At 67.9% G+C, this 24654-nt stretch carries 27 protein-coding genes, 1 tRNA gene, 1 other RNA gene and 1 pseudogene; 21 read left to right on the top strand and 9 right to left on the bottom strand.

Annotated features, from left to right (window positions below):
- Positions 1–124 precede the first annotated feature (124 nt).
- Both ABE505_RS05410 and gloB read right to left on the bottom strand, forming a co-directional pair.
- The gene (locus ABE505_RS05410; RefSeq protein WP_346442363.1) at positions 125–1348 is read right to left on the bottom strand and encodes a transglycosylase SLT domain-containing protein; all 1224 of its coding nucleotides are present in this window, start codon (positions 1346–1348) and stop codon (positions 125–127) included.
- Positions 1345–2112, bottom strand: a complete 768-nt coding sequence (gene gloB / locus ABE505_RS05415; protein WP_346442364.1) for a hydroxyacylglutathione hydrolase — start codon at positions 2110–2112, stop codon at positions 1345–1347. The genes ABE505_RS05410 and gloB overlap by 4 nt, the downstream gene beginning before the upstream one ends.
- Positions 2113–2157: 45 nt before the next feature.
- Here gloB and ABE505_RS05420 point away from each other — a divergent pair, with 45 nt between their 5' ends.
- Genes ABE505_RS05420 through dnaQ form a run of 3 tightly spaced genes read left to right on the top strand, consistent with a single transcriptional unit; the run spans position 2158 to position 4021 of the window.
- Positions 2158–2811, top strand: a complete 654-nt coding sequence (locus tag ABE505_RS05420; protein WP_346442365.1) for a methyltransferase domain-containing protein — start codon at positions 2158–2160, stop codon at positions 2809–2811.
- 21 nt (positions 2812–2832) lie between these two features.
- Positions 2833–3279: a ribonuclease HI gene (rnhA, locus tag ABE505_RS05425; protein ID WP_346442366.1), complete on the top strand. Its 447-nt coding sequence runs from the start codon at positions 2833–2835 to the stop codon at positions 3277–3279.
- 28 nt (positions 3280–3307) lie between these two features.
- Positions 3308–4021 carry a DNA polymerase III subunit epsilon gene (gene dnaQ / locus ABE505_RS05430; protein ID WP_346442367.1) on the top strand — a complete coding sequence of 238 codons (714 nt, stop codon included), beginning with the start codon at positions 3308–3310 and terminating at the stop codon, positions 4019–4021.
- 21 nt (positions 4022–4042) lie between these two features.
- On the opposite strand, the gene ABE505_RS05435 is transcribed toward dnaQ, so the two are convergent.
- Positions 4043–4747 carry a protein phosphatase 2C domain-containing protein gene (locus tag ABE505_RS05435; RefSeq protein WP_346442368.1) on the bottom strand — a complete coding sequence of 235 codons (705 nt, stop codon included), beginning with the start codon at positions 4745–4747 and terminating at the stop codon, positions 4043–4045.
- 214 nt (positions 4748–4961) lie between these two features.
- On the opposite strand from ABE505_RS05435, the gene ABE505_RS05440 reads away from it, so the two are divergent.
- Positions 4962–7328 (top strand): PAS domain S-box protein, encoded by a 2367-nt coding sequence (locus tag ABE505_RS05440; RefSeq protein ID WP_346446116.1) that lies wholly within the window; start codon positions 4962–4964, stop codon positions 7326–7328.
- Positions 7325–7672 carry a response regulator gene (locus ABE505_RS05445; protein WP_346442370.1) on the top strand — a complete coding sequence of 116 codons (348 nt, stop codon included), beginning with the start codon at positions 7325–7327 and terminating at the stop codon, positions 7670–7672. Before ABE505_RS05440 ends, ABE505_RS05445 begins: the two co-directional genes overlap by 4 nt.
- Positions 7673–7699: 27 nt before the next feature.
- On the opposite strand, the gene ABE505_RS05450 is transcribed toward ABE505_RS05445, so the two are convergent.
- Together ABE505_RS05450 and ABE505_RS05455 are read right to left on the bottom strand one after the other, a co-directional pair.
- Entirely contained in the window at positions 7700–7900 is a 201-nt protein-coding gene (locus ABE505_RS05450) for a hypothetical protein (protein ID WP_346446114.1), read from the bottom strand.
- Positions 7901–7908: 8 nt separating this feature from the next.
- The gene (locus ABE505_RS05455; RefSeq protein WP_346442372.1) at positions 7909–9207 is read right to left on the bottom strand and encodes a sigma 54-interacting transcriptional regulator; all 1299 of its coding nucleotides are present in this window, start codon (positions 9205–9207) and stop codon (positions 7909–7911) included.
- A gap of 314 nt (positions 9208–9521) precedes the next feature.
- On the opposite strand from ABE505_RS05455, the gene ABE505_RS05460 reads away from it, so the two are divergent.
- Together ABE505_RS05460 and ABE505_RS05465 are read left to right on the top strand one after the other, a co-directional pair.
- Positions 9522–9612: transfer RNA gene (locus ABE505_RS05460), tRNA-Ser, on the top strand.
- Between the two features lie 683 nt (positions 9613–10295).
- A complete protein-coding gene (locus ABE505_RS05465) occupies positions 10296–10706 on the top strand; it encodes a DUF6165 family protein (RefSeq protein WP_346442373.1) in 411 nt (136 codons plus the stop codon).
- A gap of 12 nt (positions 10707–10718) precedes the next feature.
- On the opposite strand, the gene ABE505_RS05470 is transcribed toward ABE505_RS05465, so the two are convergent.
- On the bottom strand, positions 10719–11801 hold the full coding sequence (locus tag ABE505_RS05470) for a glycosyltransferase family 9 protein (protein WP_346442374.1): 1083 nt from the start codon (positions 11799–11801) through the stop codon (positions 10719–10721).
- 49 nt (positions 11802–11850) lie between these two features.
- On the opposite strand from ABE505_RS05470, the gene ABE505_RS05475 reads away from it, so the two are divergent.
- From ABE505_RS05475 to ffs, 9 genes are all read left to right on the top strand, one after another.
- The gene (locus ABE505_RS05475) at positions 11851–12609 is read left to right on the top strand and encodes a 3-deoxy-D-manno-octulosonic acid kinase (RefSeq protein ID WP_346442375.1); all 759 of its coding nucleotides are present in this window, start codon (positions 11851–11853) and stop codon (positions 12607–12609) included.
- Positions 12609–13367, top strand: coding sequence for an MBL fold metallo-hydrolase (locus tag ABE505_RS05480; protein WP_346442376.1), 759 nt, complete (start codon positions 12609–12611; stop codon positions 13365–13367). The genes ABE505_RS05475 and ABE505_RS05480 overlap by 1 nt, the downstream gene beginning before the upstream one ends.
- Positions 13364–14386 (top strand): GTP 3',8-cyclase MoaA, encoded by a 1023-nt coding sequence (gene moaA, locus ABE505_RS05485; protein ID WP_346442377.1) that lies wholly within the window; start codon positions 13364–13366, stop codon positions 14384–14386. Before ABE505_RS05480 ends, moaA begins: the two co-directional genes overlap by 4 nt.
- Before the next feature lie 2 nt (positions 14387–14388).
- Positions 14389–14766 carry a DUF4440 domain-containing protein gene (locus tag ABE505_RS05490; protein ID WP_346442378.1) on the top strand — a complete coding sequence of 126 codons (378 nt, stop codon included), beginning with the start codon at positions 14389–14391 and terminating at the stop codon, positions 14764–14766.
- A gap of 25 nt (positions 14767–14791) precedes the next feature.
- A complete protein-coding gene (gene moaC, locus ABE505_RS05495) occupies positions 14792–15310 on the top strand; it encodes a cyclic pyranopterin monophosphate synthase MoaC (RefSeq protein ID WP_346442379.1) in 519 nt (172 codons plus the stop codon).
- Positions 15307–15549, top strand: coding sequence for a MoaD/ThiS family protein (locus ABE505_RS05500; protein WP_346442380.1), 243 nt, complete (start codon positions 15307–15309; stop codon positions 15547–15549). The genes moaC and ABE505_RS05500 overlap by 4 nt, the downstream gene beginning before the upstream one ends.
- A gap of 2 nt (positions 15550–15551) precedes the next feature.
- The gene (locus ABE505_RS05505; protein ID WP_346442381.1) at positions 15552–15998 is read left to right on the top strand and encodes a molybdenum cofactor biosynthesis protein MoaE; all 447 of its coding nucleotides are present in this window, start codon (positions 15552–15554) and stop codon (positions 15996–15998) included.
- Positions 15995–16552: a hypothetical protein gene (locus ABE505_RS05510; RefSeq protein WP_346442382.1), complete on the top strand. Its 558-nt coding sequence runs from the start codon at positions 15995–15997 to the stop codon at positions 16550–16552. The genes ABE505_RS05505 and ABE505_RS05510 overlap by 4 nt, the downstream gene beginning before the upstream one ends.
- Before the next feature lie 95 nt (positions 16553–16647).
- Positions 16648–16744: signal recognition particle sRNA small type (gene ffs / locus ABE505_RS05515), an RNA gene on the top strand.
- Positions 16745–16799: 55 nt separating this feature from the next.
- Here the strand turns inward: ffs and ABE505_RS05520 are convergent.
- On the bottom strand, positions 16800–17969 hold the full coding sequence (locus ABE505_RS05520) for a zinc-dependent alcohol dehydrogenase (protein WP_346442383.1): 1170 nt from the start codon (positions 17967–17969) through the stop codon (positions 16800–16802).
- Positions 17970–18233: 264 nt separating this feature from the next.
- Here ABE505_RS05520 and ABE505_RS05525 point away from each other — a divergent pair, with 264 nt between their 5' ends.
- The 3 genes from ABE505_RS05525 (at position 18234) to ABE505_RS05535 (ending at position 20274) form a co-directional block, all read left to right on the top strand.
- Entirely contained in the window at positions 18234–18362 is a 129-nt protein-coding gene (locus tag ABE505_RS05525; protein ID WP_346442384.1) for a hypothetical protein, read from the top strand.
- Between the two features lie 313 nt (positions 18363–18675).
- Positions 18676–18909 (top strand): hypothetical protein, encoded by a 234-nt coding sequence (locus tag ABE505_RS05530; protein WP_346442385.1) that lies wholly within the window; start codon positions 18676–18678, stop codon positions 18907–18909.
- Positions 18910–19371: 462 nt separating this feature from the next.
- The gene (locus tag ABE505_RS05535; protein ID WP_346442386.1) at positions 19372–20274 is read left to right on the top strand and encodes a hypothetical protein; all 903 of its coding nucleotides are present in this window, start codon (positions 19372–19374) and stop codon (positions 20272–20274) included.
- Positions 20275–20322: 48 nt separating this feature from the next.
- Here ABE505_RS05535 and ABE505_RS05540 read toward each other — a convergent pair.
- Positions 20323–20546 (bottom strand): annotated as a pseudogene (locus ABE505_RS05540) (integrase core domain-containing protein); the annotation flags it as partial.
- Between the two features lie 610 nt (positions 20547–21156).
- On the opposite strand from ABE505_RS05540, the gene ABE505_RS05545 reads away from it, so the two are divergent.
- Positions 21157–21846 carry a hypothetical protein gene (locus tag ABE505_RS05545; protein WP_346442387.1) on the top strand — a complete coding sequence of 230 codons (690 nt, stop codon included), beginning with the start codon at positions 21157–21159 and terminating at the stop codon, positions 21844–21846.
- 242 nt (positions 21847–22088) lie between these two features.
- Positions 22089–22706, top strand: coding sequence for a hypothetical protein (locus ABE505_RS05550; protein WP_346442388.1), 618 nt, complete (start codon positions 22089–22091; stop codon positions 22704–22706).
- 758 nt (positions 22707–23464) lie between these two features.
- Here ABE505_RS05550 and ABE505_RS05555 read toward each other — a convergent pair.
- Entirely contained in the window at positions 23465–24139 is a 675-nt protein-coding gene (locus ABE505_RS05555) for a hypothetical protein (protein ID WP_346442389.1), read from the bottom strand.
- Positions 24140–24654: the final 515 nt, after the last annotated feature.

Raw genomic sequence — 24654 nt, forward strand, 5'->3', positions numbered from 1 at the left:
GGGAGCGTTGTATCCCGCCGCACGCCTCGACCGCGGAGCCGCACGCAGGCGCGCATGCGCATCGACGCCGTGCTGCGCGCGCATCCGAGCCGGCGGCAGCTGCGCGCCGGCCGCGCCTTCGCGCCTAGTGCGCGTCGCCGATGTGCAGTTCCATTCCTGGCCGCAGGATGCTGCGGGGATCGAGCCCATTGCGGCGGAGCAGTTCCTGACTGCTCAGGCCATAGCGGCGTGCGATCGACCAGACCGATTCGCCGCGCGTCACGGTATGCACCGACGGCGTGGCGCCGCGTGTCGGGGCCGCGCGCGACGTGCCCCCGGCCGGCGGCAGGGGTTCGAATTCCGGCGGCGCTTCGGCCAGGAATACCGGCGGTGTCGCTGCGGCCTGCGGCACCAGGACCTGGGTCGGCTGTCCGATGCGCGCGATGCGGCCGTCGGTGTGCGCCGGGTTGAGGCGCTTGAGCTGGGCGGCGTCGGTCTCATGCCGCGATGCGAGACCATCGAGGTCGCGGATGCCGTCGGGCACGGGGATCGCCTGCAGGATCGGCACCTCGCGATCGAGCGCGGCCATCCAGTCCTCGCGCTTCTCGGCTTCCTTGATCAGGCACGACAGCGCATGGAGCTTGCGCACGTAGGCATGGGTGAGCGCAGGCATCGGCAGCGCCTGCGGATCGGCGTTCGCGGCAACCTGGCCGGCACGTTCCAGCGCACCGAAGACACGGTACTCGCCGGCGTTGTAGGCCATCACCGCCAGCCGCCAGTCGCCGGCGAACATGCCGTGCAGGGTCTTGAGATAGCGCACCGCCGCGCGCGTGGAGTCGGCGGGCGACAGCCGGCCGTCGTAGCCGGCGCGGATCGGGATCTTGTGGTTGCGTGCGGTGACCGCGATGAACTGCCACAGCCCGGCTGGTCCCGACGCGCTGCGGGCGCCTGGGCGGTAGCCGCTCTCGACGAACGGGATCAGCGCGTACTCGGTCGGCAGGTGCGCCTGGCGCACCGCATCGACCACGTAGCCGAACAGCGGCAGGACATCGGTATTGCGCGAGACGAGCTGGCGCGGGACATGCGCAAAATGCGAGCGCCAGCGTTCGCTGGCATCGTCGCTGCAGTCCTGCTCGGCCAGCCCGTCGCGAAAGCGCAGGTAGATCTCCCGTCCGGTGCGGGTGGTGGGCGGCGCCAGATCCAGCGCCGGAGCCGGCGAGGTGGCCGGCGGTGCGAGATGCGCGCGCTGGCCGGCGGACGCGGTGGGCGGCGGTTGGGCCGGGCCCGAGGCGTTGCCGGCCTGGCACAGCGCCGACACCGCGGCGGCCAGCAGGCCCGCCACGAGCCGCAAACGAGGACCCGCGCTCATGCGCGGAAGCCGTCCTTCCAGTGCCGCAGCGCGGCGAACACGTTGGCGCGGCTAGCGCCAGGGGCGAGGCCGGCATGCGCGCAGGCCGCGGCCCGGACGGCCGGGGCGTCGACGCGCAGGAACGGATTGCAGGCCAGCTCGGCCTGCAGGGGAACGGGAAGCGTGGGCCGGTGGGCACTGCGCATCGAGACGATCTCCTGTTCGCGACGCCGCAGCGCCGCGTTGTCCGGATCGACAACACGGGCGAACGCCGCGTTGGACCGGGTGTATTCATGGCCGCAACAGACCAGCGTATCGACGGGCAGGGCCGCCAGGCGGTCGAGTGAGGCCAGCATCTGGACCGCGCTACCTTCGAACATCCGCCCACAGCCGAGGCTGAACAGCGTGTCGCCGCAGAACAGGTGGCCGTGGCCAACAAACGCGATATGGCTGCGGGTATGGCCCGGGACGGCCAACACGTCGAAGGCCCAGGGGCCGATCTGGAGCCGATCGCCGTCGTTCACCCGGCGGGTCGCCTGAGGGATGCGGGCGTCGTCCGGTGCGACCACCTCCAGCGCAGGCCAGCGGTCGCGCAGGGCGGCGACACCGCCGATGTGGTCGTCGTGATGATGGGTCAGCAGCACCAGTGCCGGGCGCAGGCCGTGTTGCGCGGCCGCCAGCACCGGCCCGGCCTCGCCGGGGTCCACGACCAGCGCAGCGCCATCGTCGGCTTCGAGCGTCCAGATGTAGTTGTCCTCGAACGCACGCAGCGCCTGCAGTCGCATCGGTCGGGAAGGTCGGTGGCGGCCGGAGGCCTTACAATGCGGACCATGCCCGCGATTTCTCCATCCGGTCAACCCGACGGCGTCGGCGACTGGTTCCAGACCCCGGCCGGACGCGCGGTGCTCGACAGCGAACATGCCCTGGTGGCCGAAGCGCTGGGCGGGCATCCTGGGCTGCCCTGGCTGTGGCTGACGCCGGTCGCGCCCGAGATCGCGGTCGATGGGCGCGGCCTGTGCCTGGTGCGCGGCGGCCGCGGCCTGCACGGCCCGGTGCGCTGCGGCTGGCCGTTGCCGCTGCCCAGCGAGGCCTTCGGCGCGGTGCTGCTGCAGCACGTGGTCGGCCCCCACGGTGAGGATCGCGGCCTGCTCGAAGAGGCCGCGCGCGTGCTCGCCCCTGGCGGCCACCTGTGGCTGTTGCTGCTCAACCCGCTGACGCCCTATCGCTGGCGCTGGCGCGGTAGCGGCATCGCCAGCGCCGAGCCGCTGGCCTGGCGCCGGCGGCTGCGCGAGGCCGGACTGGCGCCCGATGCGGTCTCGCGCGGCGTCGGCCCCAGTTGGCGGCCGGTGCCGTCGCCGATCGTCCAACACGGGCCAGGCTTTCGTGCCGCCTACGCGATGCGGTGCCAGAAGCGGCATCTGCCGCTGACCCCGGTCCGCCAGCCGCGCACCCTGGCCCTGCCGGCCGCCGCGCCCGCCGCCTGACCCTTTCGCAACAGGACATTGATGAAGTCGATCGAGATCTATACCGATGGCGCCTGCCTCGGCAATCCCGGCCCCGGTGGCTGGGGGGCGCTGTTGCGTTACCGCAGCACCGAGCGCGAACTGAGTGGCGGCGAGCCGCAGACCACCAACAACCGCATGGAGTTGATGGCCGCGATCGCCGCGCTCGAGGCGCTGACCGAACCGTGCCGGGTCGACCTGCACACCGATTCGCAGTACGTGCGCCAGGGCATCACCGAATGGCTGGCCAACTGGGTGCGGCGTGGCTGGAAGACCGCCGGCGGCGGCGCGGTCAAGAACCAGGACCTGTGGCAGCGCCTGCAGCAGGCCTGCCAGCGCCACGAGATCGCCTGGCACTGGGTGAAGGGCCATGCCGGCCATCCGGAGAACGAGCGCGCCGACGCGCTCGCCACCGCCGCCGCGCGCACCCAGCGCGCCGCGATCGCCTGACCCGACGACAAGAAGGAATTCCGACCCGATGCGACAGATCGTGCTCGACACCGAGACCACGGGCCTCGAATGGAAGAAGGGTAACCGGGTCGTCGAGATCGGCTGTGTGGAACTGGTCGAGCGCCGTCCGACCGGCCGCACCTATCATCAGTACATCCGGCCCGATGTCGATTTCGAGCAGGGTGCCGCCGAGGTCACCGGCCTGAGCCTGGAGTTCCTGGCCGACAAGCCGCCGTTCGAGGCGATCGCCGACGCCTTCCTGGCCTTCATCGACGGCGCTGAACTGGTCATCCACAACTCCGCGTTCGATATCGGCTTCCTGGACTACGAGCTGTCCCGGCTGGGGCCACATTACGGCGATATCCGCAGCCGGGTGACGGTCGAGGACTCGCTGCTGCTCGCGCGCCAGCGCTATCCCGGCCAGCGCAACTCGCTCGATGCACTGTGCAAGCGTCTGGGCGTGGACAACGCCCATCGCCAGCTTCACGGCGCGCTGCTCGACGCGCAGCTGCTGGCCGAGGTCTACCTGGCGCTGACCGCCGGCCAGCACGAGATTGGCTTCGCGGCGCCGGTCGAGGCCCGGACCATGGTGCAGGTGACCGCGGTGCAGCCCACGGGGGTGCGGCCTGCGCTCGTGGTGCCGGAGGCCGACCAGGTGCTGCACGCAGCGCGGGTGGAGGCGATCCGCCGCAAGGCCGGCCAGTGCCTGTGGGACGCGGCCGCCGTGGCCGAGGCCGTCTAGCGCTTCGACTGCGCCGCCGGATCAGTGGCGGCGGATCAGGATCGCGGTGATGTTGTCCGAGCCGCCGCCGTCGAGCGCGGCGGCCACCAGGCCGTCGACGCATTCCTGCGCGCTGCATTCGGCATGCGCCAGCACCTGCGCGATCGCGCGGTCGTCGACCTCCTCGGTCAGGCCGTCGCTGCACAGCAGCAGCTGGTTGCCCGGCGCGAGTTCGCCGGCCAGTGTCTCGACGTTGAGCGCCTGCGGGTCGGTGACCCCCAGCGCCTGGGTCACGACGTTGCGCTGTGGATGGGTGCGCGCCTGGTCCACGCTCAGTGCGCCCTGGGCGATCAGCGCCTGCACGTAGCTGTGATCCTGCGACAGCTGGGCCAACTGGCCGTCGCGCCATAGATACACCCGGCTGTCGCCGACCCAGGCGACCTCGAAGCGGCTGCCGGTGATGCGCGCCGCGACCACGGTGGTGCCCATGGGCAGGGTGTCGCTGCGCCGCCGCGACGCGCGGATGATCTCCTCGTCCGCCAGTCGGATCGCCTGCGGCAGCGAGCGCCCCTGGCGGATCTCGCGCACGATCGCCTCGCGCGCCAGTGCGCTGGCGACCTCGCCGTACTCGTGTCCCCCCATGCCGTCGGCGACCAGCCAGAGCCCGAGCTCGCTGTCGCCGTAGTACGTGTCTTCGTTGAGCTCGCGGCGCAGGCCGGCGTGGGTCAGATGTCCAAATTCGATCATGCGGGGTCTCCGCGCCGACGGGCCAGGCGTGGACCGGGGCAGGAAGGGGCTCGGGCGGCGGGGCTCTGGGGCGGGATGGGGACGCGCATGGGGCATTGTGGCGCCGGTCGGCCCGCGAGCATAGGCCGCCCGCTGTACCCAGGCCGTGTAGGCGGGCTTGCGGGCGCAGCCGGCTGCCGTATCGTGATGGCCTTGTCTGCCGCGCGACCCCGCAATGCAAGCACCCGATGTCCCGTGGCACTGGAACGATGGCGAGATGGCATCGCGCATCCGCGCGTTCGACTGGCGGTCGACGCCGATCGGGAGCATCGAGCGCTGGCCCGCGGCGCTGCGCCAGGCGGTCGCCACGATGCTCGATTCGCCGGCGCCGATGGCGATCGCCTGGGGCCCGAGCGGCCTGCTGCTCTACAACGACGCCCATCGCGACGTGGCCGGCACGCGCCATCCGCGCCAGCTCGGCCTGCCGCTGATCGAGGCTTGGCCGGAGGCCGAGGCGTTCGTGGATCACATCCTGGCCGAGACGCTGGCCGGACGCTCGCTGCAACTGCGCGGCCACCCGCTGGACCTCATGCGCAACGGCGTGCCCGAGCGTGCGTTGTTCGACGCCGACTACTCGCCGCTGCGCGACGAGCAGGGCCGGCCGGTCGGCATGTTGGCGATCATTCGCGAGTTGACCCGCGAGTCGATGCTGGCCGCCGCGCGCGAGGCGGGCCGGCACGAGGCATTCCTGCTGGCGTTGGGCGACGAACTGCGCGGCCTGTCTGCGCCGGCCGAGATCCTGCGGGTGGCTTCGCGCAGGATCGGCGAGCATCTCGGTCTCGATCGCGTGGGCCTGGCCGCCCACGATCCAGGGGACGGTCTGCGCGTGCGCGAGGGTTGGAGCCGCGACCCCCGTGCCCCGGCGCTGCACCTGCCCGACTGGGAGGCCCGGCACGGCGATGTGGCCAGCGACGACCTCGAACGCGACACCGCGTTCGATGCGGCGTCGCGCTCGGCGTTGCGGATGCAGGATGTTGCCGCGCTCGCGATGACGGTGCGCGCCGGGCGCGGGCAACAGGCAGCGTCGGTGTTCGTTGCGGCCGCGCGCACGCCGCGGCACTGGACCACCGCGGAACTGAACCTGCTGCGCGAAGTCGGCGAGCGAGCGGGCGCGGCGTCCGAACGGGCCGCTGCCGAGACCGCGCTGATCTCCAGCGAGCAGCGCTACCGCGCGGTCGTCGAGCAGGCCGGCATCGGCGTGGCGATCGCCGACCGCGACACCCGCCTGGTCTACGTCAACGAACAGTACTGCCGGACCGTCGGCGCCCCGCGCGATGCGCTGGTCGGCAAGCGGATCGAGGAGCTCACGCACCCCGAGGACTGGCCCGAGAGCGCCACGCTGCTGCAGCGCGTGCTGGACGAGGGCGTGGCGAACACCGTGGAAAAGCGCATCCTCGTCGATGGCGAGCGGTACTGGCTGCGGCTGTCGGTGGTGCCCTGGCGCGACGCCGACGGCGAGATCGTCGGCAGCCTGGCGGTCAGCATGGACATCACCGGCCGGCGCCAGGCCGAACTGTCGCTGCGCGAAAGCGAAGCGCGGTTCCGCCAATTCGGCGATGCCTCGTCGGACGTGTTGTGGATTCGCAATGCCCAGACGCTCGCGCTGGAGTACTTGAGCCCGGCGTTCGAGGCCATCTACGGTGTTGCGCGCGAGGCCGCCATCCGCGATCCGGGGCTGTGGATGTCGACCGTGCATGCCGCCGATGCGGCCGACGTGCGCGCGCGGATGCGCAAGGTGCGCCACGGCAGTCGCGCCGACTTCGAGTTCCGCGTGCAGCGCCCTTGCGACGGCCGCACGATCTGGGTGCGCAACACAGCCTTCCCGCTGTTCGACGATGCTGGCCGCGTGCAGCGGATTGCGGGCATCGGCCGCGACATCACCGCCGAGCGCGAGCACGCGGTGCTACTCGAAACGCTTGTCGCCGAGCTCCAGCACCGCACCCGCAACCTGATCGCGGTCGTGCAGTCGCTGGCGCGCCGCACGTTGCAGGGCAGTCCTGATCTGGCCGCGTTCGCGAGCCGGTTCCGCGCTCGGCTCGATGCGCTCGGGCGGGTCCAGGGCCTGTTGTCGCAGGGCGCCGCCCTGGACCGCGTCACTTTCGACACCCTGCTGCGCCAGGAACTCGAGGCCCACGGGGTGGGCGAGGACGATGACAGGGTCACACTCGACGGTCCAACCGGTGTACCGCTGCGTTCGCGCGTGGTGCAGACGCTCGCTCTCGCATTGCACGAACTCACCACCAACGCCTTCAAACACGGCGCGCTGTCGGACGCGGGCGGTCGACTGGATATCCGCTGGGACATCGTGCCCGGGCAGGCGCAGGAGTCGACGCAGTTGCGGCTGACATGGCATGAACACGGTGTGGCCGGCGTGGCGGCCACCGACAGCGTCGCCGGCTACGGCCGCGAACTGATCGAGCATGCCTTGCCCTACCAACTCGGCGCACGGACGACGCATACCCTGCTGGCGGACGGCATCGTGTGCCGCATCGATGTTCCGCTCGACGGCACGCGCGCGGTGCTGCGGGAGCGCGCAGCGTGACGACGCCGCCGCGGATCCTGGTGGTCGAGGACGAGTACATGCTGGCGATGCACCTGCACGATGGCCTGTGCGCGCGCGGGATCGAGGTCGTCGGTCCGGTGCCCACGCTCGGCGCGGCGCTGGCGCTGCTCGAGCCCGAACCCGACTTCGACGCGGCCATCCTCGACGTCAACCTCGACGGCGAGAAGAGCTACCCGCTGGCGCAACGCCTGCAGCGCGCGGGTATCCCGTTCGTGTTCGCCTCCGGCTACGACCTGGCCATGCTGCCGCGCGAGTTCGCCGCCTGCCCGCATTGCCTCAAGCCGGTGGATCTCGACCAGGCGCTCCAGCAGTTGGGCTTCTGAGCGGTGCGGTGTGCGCGCGGCGTGGGCTTAGCCGCCGTGTGCGGACGGAGTCAGCAGCGTGCGCAGGCGTCGGCAGGCCGCGTCGGACTCGTCGAGGAACTGGAACGCGCGTGCCCGGTCGCCCGCATCCAGCGCGCTGCGCACTGCGGCGGCGGCGATCGTCGCGGCATTGGCGGCATTGCGTAGCGCGTGCAGCCACTCCGGATCGACCGTCCCCGGTTCGGGCATCGCCGGGGTCACGGTGCGGCCTTGCGCTGGGGCGCGTCCGGCCCGGCCAGTCGCGCCAGCTGGTTGTGGACGGTGCGTACGCTGATGCCCAGCGCACGGGCCGTGGCGGTCTTGTCGTTGTTGAAATGCGCCAGCGTCTTGAGCAACGCGCGCCGCTCGAGTTCGGCCAGCGTCGTACCGACCGAGAACATGATCGAGGTCTCCGACTCCTTGAGTACGGTTTCGCTGGGCAGGGTGGGGCGGATGTACAGGTCGTCGTCCTGCTGCAGCAGATAGGCGCCCTGCACCGCGCTGCGCAACTCGCGCACGTTGCCTGGCCAGTCATGGCGCAACAGCGCGGACTCGGCGCCCGAGGCCAGCCGTCTGCTGCGGCCGTAGTGCGCGTTGAGCTTGTCGAGAAACACCTGGGCGAGCACCGCCACGTCCTCGCCGCGTTCGCGCAGCGGCGGCAGCGGCAGCGGCGTCAACACGTGATAGAGATCGTCGCGCAGTGTGCCCTCGCGCATCGCCTCGTGCGGGTCGCGGTGAGTGCTGGCGATCAGCCGTGCATCCGGACTGGCCAGCGCCGGACCGGCTTCAAGTGCGCGCAGCAACCGGGCCTGCAGCGCCATCGGGATCGCAGTGAGGTCGGCCAACAGCAAGGTTCCGCCTCGCGCGCGGACGAACGCCTCGCCCAGACTGCCCGTCGCGTCGAACAGCTCGGTGGCGAGTCGGTCCGGATCGGTCGCACTGCAGTCCAGCGTCACCAACGGCCCTTGTCGCCCGCTCGCGCTATGCAGCGCACGCGCCACGAGCGTCTTGCCTGTTCCGCGCTCGCCCCACACCAGCACCGGCGCGTCGGTGGCGCCGATGCGCAGCACCTGATCCACGACCCGTCGGATCTGCGGCGAGTTGCCCAGGATGTCGCCAATCGCACCCGGTACGTCCGGAGACGGGGTCGGCTGATAGCGCGCGACGACGCGTTCCATCAGCCGGCGCAACTGCATCGCATCCAGGGGCTTGACCAGGTACTCGATCACCGGTGAAGCAACCGCACGTACGGCCGATTCCACCGTCGGCCGTCCGGTCACGATCGCGATCTGACCGTGCTCGGCCAGGTCGATGTCGTCGAGCAGGTCCAGTCCCGAACCGTCGGGCAACTGCAGATCGAGCAGCATCAAATCAGCGCGTGCGCGTGACAGATAACCTCGGGCCTCGGCGAGCGTTTCGGCCAGTTGAACGCGCAGCCCCGCGGCGAACGCGAGTTGGCCGGCTGCCCGGGAGAACGTGCCGTCGTCGTCGAGGATCAGCACGGTGGGTTGCGACATGGCAGGGGTCCGTACTGGAAAACCCCGACTGTAGTCGGCCGGCGGTCAATGGGACGTAGAAGGGGCAGGCTCGACTGGCGCCGAGCATGAATGCGCCATATGCGTGCACGACAGCGGCGCGGCCGACCGGCATGGCCGCGCGCAAGTTGCGCAGGTCCGGCTGGCGCACAAAGCGGGGTGGCCCCGCGATCGGACTACCGCATCGCCTTACGTCGACGCAGACGATCGCCCCGATAAGCGTCGCCCGCTTGTCGGCCACGCACCGCCCCCGTATGATTGCGCCCCCGGGTTCTGCATGCAGGTCCGGGGCCGCCGGAGAGGTGGCAGAGTGGTTGAATGTACCTGACTCGAAATCAGGCAGGCGTTTATAGCGCCTCGGGGGTTCGAATCCCCCCCTCTCCGCCAGAATCGACAAGGGGCTGCGTCCAGGACGCAGCCCTTTTTCGTTGAAGCCTTCTCCTGCGTGTGAGGAGGGTGGGGCCCAGGCCGATGCGCTGTCATTGGTGTTGGTCGGCCCAGCCCGCGCGCCCACCCGACGCCTACGGCGTCGACCTCCGCCCGCAAGCGGGGGAGGGGTTGCGCCATCCAATGCGCACATCGGTCCGCTCGACGCCGCGGAAAAGCCCTCCTCTGCGTGCGGGGGAGGTGTTGCGCCATCCAACGCGCGCATCGCTCAGATCGACGCCGCGGAAAAGCCCTCCCCCGCGTGCGGGGGAGGGTTGGGTGGGGGGCCAGGCCGATGCGCTGTCATTGGCGTTGGTCGGCCCAGCCCGCGCCCCCACCCGACGCCTACGGCGTCGACCTCCGCGCGCAAGCGGGGGAGGTGTTGCGCCATCCAACGCGGGCATCGATCTGCTCGACGCCGAGAAAGCTCTCCCCGCGATGCGGGGGAGGTATTGCGCATCTGACGCGCGCATCGCTCCGATCGACGCCGCGGAAAAGCCCTCCCCCGCGTGCGGGGGAGGGTTGGGTGGGGGCAGCAGGCCGATGCCATGTGGATTTTTCCTCCCAGGCAACAACGGCGTCGCCCGACGCGGCCCATCTGCGGCAGCGGTACACTGGCCGGCCCGTCCGTTCCGGCAGTCCCCATGTCCGAGATTTCCGTGCCCGTGTCCTTCGGCGAGCTGCTCGACAAGATCTCGATCCTGCAGATCAAGTCCGAGCGCATGACCGATGCCGCCAAGCTCGCCAATGTGCGCCGCGAACTGACCGCGCTCGAGCAGACCTGGATGGCGCATCCCGGCGCCGGCCACGACATCGTGCGCCTGCGCGCCGACCTCAAGGCGGTCAACGAGCGGCTGTGGGACATCGAGGACGAGATCCGGCTCAAGGAAAAAGCCCAGGCCTTCGACGCCGACTTCGTGCGGCTGGCGCGCAGCGTCTACATCGAGAACGACGAGCGCGCGCGCATCAAGAAGGCGATCAATCTGGCGCTGGGTTCGGCCTACGTCGAAGAGAAGTCCTACGCCGACTACCGCACCGACGCCGCCGCCCCCTGATCTTCTCGCCGCTCAGGCTTGCCCGAGGTCGGCGCGCCGCCGCTCGAACGCGGCGATCGCGTCGTCCACCGTCACCAGCGCCATCACATCGTCGAACTCGATCTTGGTGCCCCACTTGAGCGCGTCCGCCGGCTTGCCGAGGAACCGGCGCGCGGCGTCGTCGTAGCGGTCCACGCAGAACCGCCGGTCCGAGTACGGACCGCTGCGCACCGGATTGCTGGCCGCGTGCAGGCCCAGCACCTTGGTGCCCATGGCATTGGCGATGTGCATCGGCCCCGAATCGGGCGTGACCAGCAATTGCGCGCGCGCCAGCAATGCCGGCAACTGCTTGAGCGTGTCCTTGCCGACCAGGTCCAGCGCCTCGTGCCGCATCGCCGCCAAAATCGCGTCGGCGGTGCTGCGCTCCAGCTCGCTGCGCCCGCCGCACAGCACCACCCGCCAGCCAGCGTCGGCGGCATGGTCGGCCAGCGCGGCATGGCGATCGGGATACCAGTTGCGGCGCACGTGACTCGAGCACGGCGAGATCATCAGCACCGGCCGGCCGTCGTCGTCCCACTGCGCCCGCGCCCAGGCGTGCGCGTCGTCGGGTACCGGCATGTCCCAGGTCACGCTGTCCTGGCGCAGCCCCAGCGGTTCGCAGAAGCTGCCGATCGCGTCGAGCACGTGGATGCCGGGCCGGTCGGGAATGCGCTCGTTGACGAACAGGCCGTGCAGGTCCTTGGAGCGGGCGCGGTCGTAGCCGACGCGGCGGCGCGCCGGCACGAAGCCCGAGAGCAGATTGGCGCGCGCGGCGACCTGCATCTGCAGCAGCGCGTCGAACCGGCGCGCATCGCCCAGGTGCGCACGCAAGTCGCCTCGCATCGCGCGCATGCCGGCCCATCCGCTCTTCTTGTCGTAGACGATGAAGTCGACGCCGGGCAGGCCCTCGAGCAAGCGATGCTCGCCCTTGCCGATGACCCAGCTCAGCGCGACGTCGGGCCAAGCCCGTCGCAACGTGGCGATCAACGGCAGCACATGGGTCACATCGCCGAGCGCCGACAGGCGCAGCAGACACACCGAACGGGGCCTGAAAGCAGGCGCCTGGCCGGCGGGCACGGGGGAAACGACGGTCGGGGCAGGGGCCAAGGCTTGATAGACTCGCTGGATGAGCAGATTCGACCCCAGCGAAAGCCTGACGCCGATTCCGGCGGACGGTCGCACGGGCGAGTACGGCGCCATTCTGTTCGACGGCACGCAACTGCGGCAAGCCGACCCGCGCTGGTTCGACCCGGCGAAGTGGGGCGAGCGCGCGCAGCGGGTGTCGGGCAGCGGGCGCGGCGGCGCATGGTTCATCGACGCCTCCCACGGCCCCTGCGTGTTGCGGCAGTACCTGCGCGGCGGCATGGTCGGCCGCGTCAATCACGATCTGCACCTGTGGCGCGGCGGGCCGCGCGTGCGCAGCTTCGTCGAGTTCCGCCTGCTGCGCGAGCTGATGCGGCGCGATCTCCCGGTGCCGCAGCCCATCGCCGCGAGCTACCTGCGCCGGGGGCTCACCTACCGCGCCTGGATCCTGATGGAGCGGCTGGTGGACGTGCGCTCGCTGGCCGACCTGGCCGCGCAGGCGCCGGAAGACGCGCCATGGGAGCAGACCGGCCGCCTGATCGCGCGCTTCCACCGCGCCGGGCTGGACCACGCCGACCTCAATGCCCACAACATCCTGTTCGACAGCCTGGGCAAGGGCTGGATGATCGATCTCGACCGCGGCCGCCTGCGGATTCCCGAGACCCGCTGGCGCGCACGCAATCTGGCGCGCCTGGAACGCTCGCTGCAGAAACTGCGCGGGGCCCGCAGCGAGGACGCGGTGGCGGCGGACTTCGCACGCCTGCGCCGCTCCTACGATGTGCTGTGGAGCCGGGGCATCTGATGGACTGGGCGCTGCGGTTTCTGGGTGTTGGCAATGCCTCGGCGGTGGCGCTGGGCTCGCCGATGGCGACGATCGAGCGCGATGGCGCGCCGTGGCTGACGATCGACTGCGGCAACGAAGGCCTGACCGCGCACCTGGACCGCTATGGCGAGGCGCCGCGCGCGCTGTTCGTCACCCATGTGCACCTCGACCATGTCGGCGGCTTCGAGCGCCTGTTCGTCGACCGTTACTTCGATCCCGCGCGCCGCGGCGCGATGCCGCTGTACGTCCCGGCGCCGGTGGTGCCGCTGTTGCACCGGCGCGTGGCCGATTATCCCAACGTGCTGGCCGAGGGCGGTGCGAATTTCTGGGACGCGTTCCGGCTGATCCCGGTCGGCGATGCGTTCTGGCACGACGGCGTGCGCCTGGAGGTGTTCCCCGTGCGCCACCACTGGCCGGAGACCGCCTACGGCCTGCGCCTGCCGGGCAGCCTGGTGTGGAGCGGCGACACCCGGCCGATTCCCGAGATGCTGGCCCGGTATGCCGATCGCGACGAGCTGATCGCCCACGACTGCGGGCTGCACGGCAACCCCTCGCACAGCGGCATCGACGATCTGGAGCGCGAGTACCCGCCGGCACTGCTCGCGCGCTGCGTGCTCTACCACTACGCCTGCGACGCCGACGGCGAGGCGCTGCGCGCGCGCGGCCAGCGCGTGGCCCGCCCGGGCGAGCGGTTCGCATTGCGTGCACCGGCGCCCGCGCAGGATGCCGGCGCATGAGCGCCTTGCCGCAATTGCCCCAGGCCCCGCTGGACCGTCTCGGCCGCCCGCTGCACGACCTGCGGCTGTCGGTGATCGAGGCCTGCAACTTCCGCTGCGGCTATTGCATGCCCGCCGATCGCGTGCCCGACGACTACGGGTTCGACCAGGCGGGGCGGCTGTCGTTCGACGAGATCGAGACCCTGGTGCGTGGCTTCGCACAGCTGGGCATGCGCAAGCTGCGCATCACCGGCGGCGAGCCGCTGCTGCGCAAGCAACTGCCCACCCTGATCGCGCGCCTGGCCAAGATCCCCGGCATCGACGACCTGGCGATGACCACCAACGGCGCGCTGCTCGCCCGCCAGGCCCAGGCCCTGCGCGATGCCGGCCTGCGGCGGCTGACGATCAGCCTGGATGCGCTCGACCCTGCGCTGTTCCATCAGCTGTCCGGAGGGCGCGGTGACATCGCTGCGGTGCTCGAAGGCGTGGCCGCGGCCGAGCGCGCGGGGTTCTCGTCGATCAAGTTCAACTGCGTCGTGCAGCGCGGCGTCAACGACCACGAAGTCGAACGCATGGCCGCGCACTTTCGCGGCACCGGCCACGTCCTGCGCTTCATCGAATACATGGACGTGGGCACCTGCAACGGCTGGGACCGCGCGCGGGTGGTGCCTTCGCGCGCGCTGCATGCGCGCATCGCCGCGCACTGGCCGCTGCGCGCGCTCGATGCCGACTACCGCGGCGAGGTGGCCGAGCGCCACGCTTACGCCGATGGTGCCGGCGAGATCGGCTTCATCAGTTCGGTGACCGCGCCGTTCTGCGGCGACTGCCACCGCGCCCGCGTCTCGGCCGACGGCAGCCTCTACACCTGCCTGTTCGCCGGCCAGGGGCAGCCGCTGCGCGGCTGGCTGGCCGAGGGCGAAGCCGCGTTCGCCTCGCGCCTGACCGACTTGTGGTCGCGCCGCGCCGATCGCTACAGCGAGCTGCGCGGCAGCACGCGCGCGCCGCGCCGACACGTCGAAATGTTCCTGGTCGGCGGTTGAGCGTGGCGCCGGAGACCGCAGCGCTGCTCGAATCGCTGGAGCGCGCACTGCTCGACCCGGGCGTGCGCGCCGATCGCGTCCGCCTCGACGCCTTGATCGCCGACGACTTCACCGAGATCGGCGCCTCCGGAGCGGTCTTCGGCAAGGCCGAGGTGCTCGCTGAACTGCCCGAACAAGGCGGCATCGCCTTCGAGACCGGCCCCATGCGCGTGCACGCGGTGACCGACGACGTGGCCCGAGTGGCGTACGGCATCACGCGCCGCGCCGGCACCGACATGCGCCGCTCGCTGCGCACGTCGTGGTGGCGTCGCGATCCCGATGGCGCCTGGCGGATGGTCTTCCATCAGGGGACGCCGGACACCGGGGCCGGTACCATCTGAGGTCCGCAGTCACCCCGCAGGCGCCATGGCCCGCAGCACATCCCCGGCGTCCCCGGCGCTGACCCACATCGATCCCGACGGCCGCCCGACGATGGTCGACGTCTCGGCCAAGACCGTGACCGCCCGCGCCGCGAGCGCCGAATGCCGCGTCCGCTTCCCGGCGGCCGTCGCCGCGCAACTGCGCGCCAGCGGCCTGCGCAGCGCCAAGGGCGGGATCGTCGACACCGCAATCGTCGCCGGCACGATGGCGGTCAAGCGCACTCACGAGCTGATTCCGTTCTGTCATCCGCTGCCGATCGACGGCGTGCGGATCGCGATCGACTGGAGCGGCGAGCGCGAGCTGCGCATCGACTGCACCGTCAAGACCACCCACCGCACCGGCGTGGAGATGGAAGCGCTGACCGGCGCCACCGTCGCCGCGCTGACCGTCTACGACATGTGCAAGGCGCTCTCGCACGCCATCGTGCTCGGGCCGGCGAAGCTGGTCGGCAAGCGCGGCGGCAAGCGCGACGTCGGCACCATCGAAGGAGGCGCCACGCCATGACCGATGTCCGACTGCTGTACTTCGCCAGCCTGCGCGATGCCGCCGGCCGCAGCGAGGAAACCTGGCAGACCACCGCGCCGGACCTGCGCGCGCTGTATGCCGAAGTGCGTGCGCAGCACGGCTTCACGCTGCCGGCCGAGCGGCTGCGCGTCGCGGTCGACGGTGCTTTCGCACGCTGGGACGATGCGGTCCGCGGCGACAGCGAGGTCGCCTTCATTCCCCCGGTCAGCGGAGGCTGAAGATGGACGACCGCGACTTCTGGCTGGCCGACGCGCCGCTCGACCTGGCGCCGCTGCGCGCGCGCCTGCAGCACGACCGCGCTGGCGCCTTTGCCAGCTTCGAAGGCTGGGTGCGCAACCACAATGACGGCCGTCCGGTGCTCGGGCTGCGTTACGAGTCCTACGTCGCACTGGCGCAGGCCGAAGGCGCGAAGGTGATCGCCGAGGCCCGCGAACGATTCGCGCTGTGCGCGGCGGTGTGCGTGCATCGCATCGGCGACCTGGCGATCGGCGACATGGCGGTGTGGGTGGGTGTCTCCGCCCCGCACCGGGGCGCGGCGTTCGATGCCTGCCGCTATATCATCGACGAGATCAAGGACCGCGTGCCGATCTGGAAGCACGAGCGCTACGCCGACGGCGATGCCACCTGGCTGCACCCCGAGCCGGGGGAGGGCGGGGCGCCGCGATGAGCCGCAGCGTCGCGGCCGGCACGCTCGCGCTGCTGCTGGCCGCGTGCGCCAGCGCACCTGTCCCGCCCGAACCGGCACCCGCGCCGGCTGCGCACGGCGAAGTCGGTGCGGCATTGCTGGCACCCGACGGCGACAGCAACCGGATGGCGCTTGGCCGCCACCAGCGCTTCGTCTATCCCACGCTCGAACAGCCCGCCGCATTGCCCGACTATCCAGCCGCGTTGCTGCCGCTGCGCCTGCCGCCGGTCGAGGTCTGCGTGGATGTCGTCGTCGGCACGGACGGGCAGGTCGTCGCCGTGGCCGAGCGCCCGGACGCGCGCTGCACGACACCGGACGGCGTGCCTGATCGCGCCACGTTCGTGGCGCCCACACTCGCCGCCATCCGCGCCTGGACGTACTGGCCAGCGGCGCTGTGCACCGCGCCGGAGGGCTTCGACGACGGTGACCCCTGCGCCGCACCGGGCGTGACCGAAACGCCGACCCCGGTCCGGCTCTCGTATGCGATCCGATTCCGCCAGCACGACGGCGTGCCGGTGGTCGAGCGCCGCGAATGAGGCGCCGCGGATAGGCGCAAGTGCGCCCGCCCTGTTAGAATCCCCGTCCCGCTGCTGCGGGGCCGGCTCGGCCGGCGCGTGTCTCCATGGTGGCCCCGTCGGCCCCTCGCGACGCTAGATCGAAAATCCCGCCAGGGCCGGAAGGCAGCAACGGTATCGGTCGATGCGGGCGCCGAGGTCAGTCGGCGGGGCCATCGCCTTGTCCGAGCCCGCATCGCGGCGCCGGCGGATCGGCGCCACAGCCGGCTCAAGGCGTCAGCACCACCTTGCGGCAGGCATCGCGTTCGTCCTTGCCGTCGAAAATCTCGTACCCGCGCGCCGCGTCTTCGAGCTTCATTCGGTGCGAGATGATGACGTCTGGCTGCAGGTCGCCATTGCCGATGCGCGTCAGCAGTTCGGGCATGTAGCGCTGCACATCGGTCTGGCCCATCTTGAAGGTCAGGCCCTTGTCGAACGCATCGCCCAGCATGAACGCGTGGATGAAGCCCGCATACACGCCCGGGATGCTGACCGTACCCGCGCGCCGTGTCGCCGCGATGCACTGCCGGATCGCAGCCCCGCTGCTGGTCTCGAGCTTGAGCCCGGTCAGCACGCTGTCGGCCTTGCTGCCCTTGGCCTCGAAACCGACTGCATCGATCGACGCATCCACGCCGCGCCCGTCGGTCTGCGAGACGATCGCATCGGCCGGATCGTCGATCTCCTCGAAGTTCAGCGGGATTACGCCGTAGGTCGCCTGCGCGAAGTCGAGCCGATACTGGTAGCGGTCGACCATGAAGATGCGCTCGGCGCCCAGCATCCGACAGCACGCCGCCGCCATCAGCCCGACCGGGCCGGCGCCGAAGATCGCGACCGTCGACCCCTTGGTGACCTTGGCATCGATCACTGCCTGGTAGCCGGTGGGCAGGATGTCCGACAGGAACAGCACCTGCTCGTCGCTGAGCACCTCCGGCACCACCAGCGGGCCGACATTGGCCTTGGGCACGCGCACGAACTCCGCCTGGCCGCCGGCGATGCCGCCGTACAGATGGCTGTAGCCGAACAACGCCGCCGGCGGCCGGATGCCCTTGCGGTTGAGCGCCGCGCCCTGGCCGGTGTTGGTGGTCTCGCAGGCCGCGAACTCCGACAGCCGACAGTGGAAGCAGTCGCCGCAGGCGATGACGAACGGGATTACCACCCGATCGCCCTTGCGCACCGAGGTCACCTCGGCGCCGACGTCCTCGACCACGCCCATGAACTCATGGCCCAGGATGTCGCCGTCGTGCAGCTCGGGAATCTTGCCGCGGTACAGATGCAAGTCCGAGCCGCAGATCGCGGTCGCAGTGACGCGCAGCAGGATGTCGTCGCGCTCGCGCAGGACGGGGTCGGGCACCGTCTCGACCCGGACGTCCCGCGTGCCGTGATAGGTCAGGGCTTTCATCGCATCTCCTTCGTGGCAAAGCCCGGATGCAATCAATCACAGCCGCAATGCGGTGTGAGCGGGTGGGGCGTGTATGCGGCGCAGCCGGCAAGATCGCCACCCTTGTTCCAAGCATCGGAACGATCCCGCGTTGGGGCGCAACCACACTGGTTCATAAAGCTGGCAAAACGCGCGACGGATGAATGCAGCGCCATCGCACCCGGATAACACCCTGCGGCGCAGCGTCGCCCACGTGGCGAATGTCCGCCGCAAGGAGTAACCATCATGAGTCCGAGCAACCAAAACCCGCGCGAAGGCCAACACCCGAACCCGCAGCAGGGTGGCCGCGAGCAGCGCCAGGACGACAACCAGCGCGAGCCCGGCCGGCCGGAGCAGGGCGAAGAAGAGGAGTAAGCGCCAAGCTCGATCGAACGCCCAGGGAGGGGCGTTCGGGGGGGCGGGGGCCTCAGGATGTAGACGCCCATCAGGACAGCCGCGAGCATGGAATGCTGCGCTTCGTTGATGCACAGCGTCCACACGCAAACGTCGACGCAAAAATCCCGTATCGATCGTGACACGTATGCGCGTAGGACTATTCCTACGGGTGCGTGAGGAGTTCTCTGATTCTCTTTTTCCAATCGACCTACGAGATTGGGTCATGCGGCCTGCGTGCACGCTGATGGAATCACGCGCGACGCCGCATCACGCCAACGCATGGAGAAAGCAGATGAAGTTATTCACGAAGACGCTGGGCACCCTCGCCATCGGGCTGTCGCTCACGATCGGAGCCGCATCGGCTCAGTCATTCGAGACGCCCCCTGCGAGCGAATGCACCGCCAATGGCGTGATCGGATCTGTTGACCTGTTGAACGGGCAGCGCGTCTTCATGTGTCAGGACGGCGAATGGCGCTTCCTGTATGAGTGCACGTTCGACGCCAGTGGCTATTGCGTCATTCCCTGAGTCATCGATTCGCCAAGTCGGCGATCTGCGCGCCGCTCGCGAAACATCGCGGGCGGTTCGTTGCTCGCTTCGGGATGGCTAGCGATGCGTCTGCCGAGCCCCACGTCGCCTGAATTCGGGTCCTCATAAACCAGTATCCGGCTGTGGTAAAACCCCTCAGCGGCGGCATGACGCTGCCGGTCAGGGGGCAACATGAAAGCGATCACGGCTGTGGTTGTTGACAGGCGGTAGCTAGCACCACTTCCTTATCTAGGCGGATATCTTCCCGGGTGCGGTCAGAGGCGCTAGGCGCGTGAGGCAAAGAGTCGCGCATTGGAATGTCAAACGATATTAAGTGAGAAATTATAATTATTTCCGCAGATATTATTTACAACTTCAGAATTCAAGCGCGATCTTGACGCCATGTCGTAGATTATGTTAATATTGAAAATTAATCAATGATTATTACATGGAAAGTTGATCTTGAAATATTCAGCAGTCGGAGCGCTGGCAGGCGTCTTGGCCTTTTTCTCGGCCGGGAATGTTGACGCATCAAATGGCTTCTACAAGCCAATTCGATGCGACACATGCGTCACGGAAAATGACTTCTACGCCCAGGCCATCAACGCAGGCAATGGCCATTTTTTGGTGTACAACTTGCCCGCCGGAACGATGCAGTACTGGCATATTCCCTCTGATCCCACCCCAGGCAATCCTGGGAGGCCTGATCGTCCGATGTCTATCGGCGTACTGAGCGGCCAAAGTGGTACGAAACGCATACCGCCCGCAGAGGCGACTCAAGAGCTTCGCATAGCGACACAGGCTTACTCATACGGGAAGAACACCCTACGACCCATCTATGTGGTGCCGGTCGAGCGGCTGACTCAGTATCCGCATGTTCGGGATAGCACGGTGCATGACTTGGTACGCGACAAGAACATGCAGAGGATGTTGGAGACAGCGACCGGGGATACCGCAACCCTGGCCGCTGCTGTTGATCCGAACTTCCTGGAGCGCTTGGTAGAAATGGGGCAGGTGGCTGTCTCCTATCTCAAGCTAAAGGAGCAGACTGCTGCAATCATCAAGGTCGTGTTTAAGGATGGTAGCTACGCGTACTTCAAGGCGACTGTTAACAATCCGAATGGGGAGTACCAAGCCGACAGTCCGCGCACGGCTGGGGATCAGTATGTTCCAAGCGATATTGCAGAAGTCGAAGGAACTTGGTCCAGTCATGGGGGGGACAACCTTGATCGGATGGCCCAGCACTTTCGCGACTTGGGAGCGCAAATCGTCAACCTAGGTCCTCAGACAGGGAGTGCTAACACGATTTCTTGCACCGGCGCTGGACAGAACAGGACTTGCAGGGTGGTCCGGGTTATCTGGTGACCCTTCCTGCCATAGGTTGACACCTTTGGGAGAATGGTTCGGCCGCCGTCAGGCGGCCAAGGAAGCCCGATGCATCGCATCGGGCGTTTGCATTCTAGAAACAGGGGAGGGCGCTCCGCATTATGGATCGCCGCCGTCTCAGGCACCATCTGACGGGCCTGCCTCAGATCCTGCGGGCGATGGAACAAGAGTTCGCATCTGAGGATTCCGGTGATGCGTTCGGCCAACGCGTTCTGGTAGCAGCCGCAACCATCGGTCATCAAGCATGTCAGACTGAATCCCCCCAGGAGCGGACGCCAGCTAGCGATACTTTGATCGCAACTGGCGGTTCCCATGCAGCGCATTACCCGTCGTCGCTACCCGGATGGCTTCAAGGCCCAGGGTGTGGCGTAGTTGAGTTGGTCAGGCCGTCCAAGGCTGCCCGGCAACGGGGCATGTCGGCCAAGGCGCTGGTCAACTGGCTGGGTGCCTCCGGCCAGCCAGCCGCTGAGCTCGCCCGGCCGCACGCCGGTAAGTGAGATGGAGAGCGAACTGGCCCGGCTGTGGGTCGCGAGCGCCACTTTCACGATGGAGCGCGAGATCCTAAAAGTAGCGGCGGTGCGTTCTTCGCCAGAGGGTCGAAGTGAGGTGTGCCTTCGTCGCTGCTGAATGGACTCGCTATCCACTGCAGATGCTGTGCCGCCTGCTGGCGGTATCGGTGTCCGGCTTCCACGACTGGTGGCACCATTGGGATCGCCTAGACCCGATGCGGCGATGCGAGCTGGCCTGTGCGCATTCCTCACCGGCACAGCCGCGGTGCCTATGGGCGGTCGCGCCTGATGCGCGTGCTGCGCGCCTGTGCCAACGCGGTGGCCACAAGCACGTGTTCCGGAATGGCAGGCGATGCGTCTGCCGACTCCCGCACCGCCTGAACTTGGGCTCCTCATACACCAGTATTTGGCTGTGGTAAAACGCTTCAGCGGTGGCATGACGCTGCCGGTCAGGGGCAACATGAAAGCGATCACGGCTGTGGTTGTTGTTGCGATAGCGAGTGCGGGATGCTCGACCCTCAAAAGAGAGCCGATCGTTCAGGGGGAAGGAAAGAGTAAGCGGACGATCGGCACAGTCACGACTTGGAGTCCTGATAAAGCCGCCGCAGTCGTACTGGGCGACAAGGCGTGCATGCAGTTGCCGACGCGACTGGTCAACCTTGGCACGTCTGGGGGCGGCGCGGGGACTATCAATGTGCCGGGTGAGGTCAACGCAGGCGGCGGTGGCGCAGGCGACTTCAGATCGGATGCAACATCAGCACTCGTTGCGACCGAACGGACGACCTTCCTGTCGTTTGGACTGTTCTACATGTGCCAAATGGCGATGAATGAATCGATCGACGACGCCACGCTCAAGGAGATGTTGACCATGGTGGTGGCAACATCGGCCGCCCTGAAGCCGCCACCGGTACAGCCGCCGGCTTTCGTGGTGGCGGAGCACTTCACGATGCATGCGCCTCCGCCGGAAAATCCGGTGGAGGCGAGTCAGAATGAGAAGCTGGACCGGGTTGCCCCGGGCACGCAGTTCAGCGTTGAAGAGTAGGTACAGATTCGCTTGAATCGCGTCGACGCAGGGATCTGAGAGTGATGCGGATGCGCCGACGGCATAAGAGGGTCGTACGCGTGCTGTATCGGGAAAGTAAGTCGCGCCTGTCGTATCGGTGCACGATTCGGTACCGGACGCGGCATTCATTGCGTATCGATTCGCGCGCTCTTTGCTTTGCGGGCCGCCCGCTGCACGCCTTGCGGGCGGTTCGTTTATTCTGTTGCATCTTTGTGCGTAACTTGACGTCGATCGTGAGGATCGAGCGCCAGGAAGACGTAAATGCTCTGGAAAAATCGGCGAGCAGAAAAATCGTACGAACAGGGGTGAAGGCCCAGTCAGTGAAGAGCGGTGGGGAAACAACCGTGGGCGATAGCGACTTATTCGCTGAATTCGAGTCCATGCTTAGAGGGCACCTGCCAGGTGTCGATCTGTTCCGGGTGCAGCCTGACGACGATGATCTGCTGATGTCCTTCGGCAACATCACCGACTTCCTAGCGGCCGTACACTCAGCGTCAGGCGTCAATATCGCTGTCGAGATTGGCTGGCTCTTTGAGCCGACCCGACCGAAGCACGCAGGCATTGAGCAGTGCCTCCTGCGCTTTCGACTATCGAGTTGGAGTGATGACGTCGTCGCCGGCGGGATCCTGATCACCGTGCATGGGAAGCCTCCTCGTCTGCGAGGCATCCTCGCGCGTCCGCGCGCGCGGCGCCTTGATCTGGATCAGAAGCGCGGTTGTTCCTTTTCCTCGAGGATCTTGCGCTTCAAGGGCGAGCGTCGTAGGGAGGTTGGGTGCGCGATGGGAGGCTTTGCGAATCAATCACCCTGTCCGCGTGAACGGCGGTGGGGCCTGTCGTGAGCGCATCACTGTTTAGCGCAATGATTTATCTGTTTGGCTTGGTTGGCCTTGCGTCGATTGGTGTGCTACCGCTTCGAGCCTGGCAGATGCTAAGCATTGTGTTTGCTCGAAGTTCATCGCAGGCGCCGAGAAAGGCATTGGCTGCTGTCACAGTGCTGTTGGTCGCAGTTGCACTTTGGTGCGAAGCAAACATAACGATACGTGTTTTTAGGTGCCTAACCGAGACCTACTGCGGTCCTGGCATTGCAAGTGGCTGGGCTTATCTAGCGATGCTGGGCGTTGTCTACACGGCGTTTGAGGCCATGAGCTTCGCATTGCGAAGGATCATCCGGGCGAAGGCAGTCACGCGCACTGTGTGACTCGAACGGGCTGCGTCATTATTTACCTCTCCCGGCTCGTTCTAACAAGCCAACCTTCGTGTTGGCTCTGGTCGGTATTCGGCGCGATCGTTCGATTGAGGACCAGTTGTGCCTGCAAGGCTGGATCGGGCTGGCCGCTCGGTCAGGGGATTTCTGAGCGGGCTGCCTTGTTTCGCCGCGGATGCGGGCTGGCAATCTGCCTCGAAACCTGATGCGCTATTGAGCGGGGGCTTATCACGCTCACGGGCACGCGGGAAAGGCTGCGCCTGCGCGGGGAATCGCGGGGCTATTAGAGATTGCTGTCAAGGGATCGCGAACGACGCAATTGGCTGCCGCTTTTCTCGCAAAGCCGAGCTCGCCGCTCGGCAAAGGCCGAGACGGCGAGCCCAACCCCATGACTCAGTGCAGCGAAAGACGCGGTGCCTGCTTCGGCACCGGGCCATAGGCCGAGCGTTCCTCACGCACACTGCAACGCGATGTCGTTGCAGGCTGGATCAACTGTTCCTGCACTTGATCCAGGATCTCCCGCACCGCATCCGCACCTTCCGAGATCGCCAGCCCCAGTGCCGGCACGGTGTCATCCGCAAGATCGTCTTCATGCCCGGATGCGATGACATCGCCGTGCGCCATCAGCATCTGCACCAGCCGGTCAAGCGCGTCTGCCTGGTCCATCGTGACGCCAAAGACGTAGCCCTCCGGCACGCTGGCTGTCGGCGTCGGCTGTGCGGCCGCTGCCTCGTGCCTCGCGTGTTGCGTCTCGTCGGGGTCAGTCGCCGCGTCGTCTGCTTCTGCGGCTGCCCGCGTCTCAGGCCGCGCGCTCGGCGACGGCCGCCATGCCATCGCCTCCAGCACCAGTTCCGCCTGCTCGGCCAGCATGGCGAAGCATGTGGCCAGTTCGCCGTGACTGACTTCGGGCGGATCGTCCTGCTCCTCATCGTACGTGCGCGGCTCCGCCAGGCGCGACAGGAATTCCATGTGGTCACGCAGCTTCGTCAGCCGCGTCCTGTCGTCTTCCGGCAGGAAATAGCCAGCTCGTTGGGTGTCGTCGTCGTGGTTCGATTCGTGGTTCGACATGATGTTGCCTCCTTCATTCCATCGAAGTGGCCCGCCCACCGGATGGCGGATGGGAAGTCGGGAGGTTAGAAACCGCTCATAGCCGGCGCGCGTATTTCCCCGAAGGGTGTTGTATTAGCCACCCTCCCGACGCAGGCATCGCGTCGGTTGTGCCCGCAAAGTGCCGGGCACAAAAACCCAACAGGTTTTCGGAGGTGGGTACCGCTATGAGAGGAGTTTCTACGCTCCGTAGTCGAGCTTGCTAGCGAATTGCGCGGTTGTCAGGTGGTATGGAACACCGGCGAAGACTGGACGGTGAGCCCGACCGTTTCAAGTTGCTCGGAGTCGAACTCCCTCGGCATACTTTTCTCGCTTGCCTCGCCAAGGCAAAGGGCGTCAAATCTGACTTACAACAGCTAGGGGAAGGGCGGTCTCAAGAATCAAGTGCAACACGTGATTTGAAGTCGATGATTTCCCTCTCCATCACCTGGGCTGGTGTTGCCCAGCCGAGCGTCTTGCGCGGTCGCCCGTTCATC

This window comes from Luteimonas sp. TWI382 (assembly GCF_039674545.1).
Taxonomy (GTDB): Bacteria; Pseudomonadota; Gammaproteobacteria; order Xanthomonadales; family Xanthomonadaceae; genus Luteimonas.

Excerpts from the sequence above, each read along its gene's own strand:
- ABE505_RS05410 (WP_346442363.1), bottom strand. The coding sequence starts at position 1,348 with ATGAGCGCGGGTCCTCGTTTGCGGCTCGTGGCGGGCCTGCTGGCCGCC.
- gloB (WP_346442364.1), bottom strand. The coding sequence starts at position 2,112 with ATGCGACTGCAGGCGCTGCGTGCGTTCGAGGACAACTACATCTGGACG.
- ABE505_RS05420 (WP_346442365.1), top strand. The coding sequence starts at position 2,158 with ATGCCCGCGATTTCTCCATCCGGTCAACCCGACGGCGTCGGCGACTGG.
- rnhA (WP_346442366.1), top strand. The coding sequence starts at position 2,833 with ATGAAGTCGATCGAGATCTATACCGATGGCGCCTGCCTCGGCAATCCC.
- dnaQ (WP_346442367.1), top strand. The coding sequence starts at position 3,308 with ATGCGACAGATCGTGCTCGACACCGAGACCACGGGCCTCGAATGGAAG.
- ABE505_RS05435 (WP_346442368.1), bottom strand. The coding sequence starts at position 4,747 with ATGATCGAATTTGGACATCTGACCCACGCCGGCCTGCGCCGCGAGCTC.
- ABE505_RS05440 (WP_346446116.1), top strand. The coding sequence starts at position 4,962 with ATGCAAGCACCCGATGTCCCGTGGCACTGGAACGATGGCGAGATGGCA.
- ABE505_RS05450 (WP_346446114.1), bottom strand. The coding sequence starts at position 7,900 with ATGCCCGAACCGGGGACGGTCGATCCGGAGTGGCTGCACGCGCTACGC.
- ABE505_RS05455 (WP_346442372.1), bottom strand. The coding sequence starts at position 9,207 with ATGTCGCAACCCACCGTGCTGATCCTCGACGACGACGGCACGTTCTCC.
- ABE505_RS05465 (WP_346442373.1), top strand. The coding sequence starts at position 10,296 with ATGTCCGAGATTTCCGTGCCCGTGTCCTTCGGCGAGCTGCTCGACAAG.
- ABE505_RS05475 (WP_346442375.1), top strand. The coding sequence starts at position 11,851 with ATGAGCAGATTCGACCCCAGCGAAAGCCTGACGCCGATTCCGGCGGAC.
- ABE505_RS05480 (WP_346442376.1), top strand. The coding sequence starts at position 12,609 with ATGGACTGGGCGCTGCGGTTTCTGGGTGTTGGCAATGCCTCGGCGGTG.
- moaA (WP_346442377.1), top strand. The coding sequence starts at position 13,364 with ATGAGCGCCTTGCCGCAATTGCCCCAGGCCCCGCTGGACCGTCTCGGC.
- moaC (WP_346442379.1), top strand. The coding sequence starts at position 14,792 with ATGGCCCGCAGCACATCCCCGGCGTCCCCGGCGCTGACCCACATCGAT.
- ABE505_RS05500 (WP_346442380.1), top strand. The coding sequence starts at position 15,307 with ATGACCGATGTCCGACTGCTGTACTTCGCCAGCCTGCGCGATGCCGCC.
- ABE505_RS05505 (WP_346442381.1), top strand. The coding sequence starts at position 15,552 with ATGGACGACCGCGACTTCTGGCTGGCCGACGCGCCGCTCGACCTGGCG.
- ABE505_RS05510 (WP_346442382.1), top strand. The coding sequence starts at position 15,995 with ATGAGCCGCAGCGTCGCGGCCGGCACGCTCGCGCTGCTGCTGGCCGCG.
- ABE505_RS05520 (WP_346442383.1), bottom strand. The coding sequence starts at position 17,969 with ATGAAAGCCCTGACCTATCACGGCACGCGGGACGTCCGGGTCGAGACG.
- ABE505_RS05525 (WP_346442384.1), top strand. The coding sequence starts at position 18,234 with ATGAGTCCGAGCAACCAAAACCCGCGCGAAGGCCAACACCCGAACCCG.
- ABE505_RS05530 (WP_346442385.1), top strand. The coding sequence starts at position 18,676 with ATGAAGTTATTCACGAAGACGCTGGGCACCCTCGCCATCGGGCTGTCG.
- ABE505_RS05545 (WP_346442387.1), top strand. The coding sequence starts at position 21,157 with ATGCGTCTGCCGACTCCCGCACCGCCTGAACTTGGGCTCCTCATACAC.
- ABE505_RS05555 (WP_346442389.1), bottom strand. The coding sequence starts at position 24,139 with ATGTCGAACCACGAATCGAACCACGACGACGACACCCAACGAGCTGGC.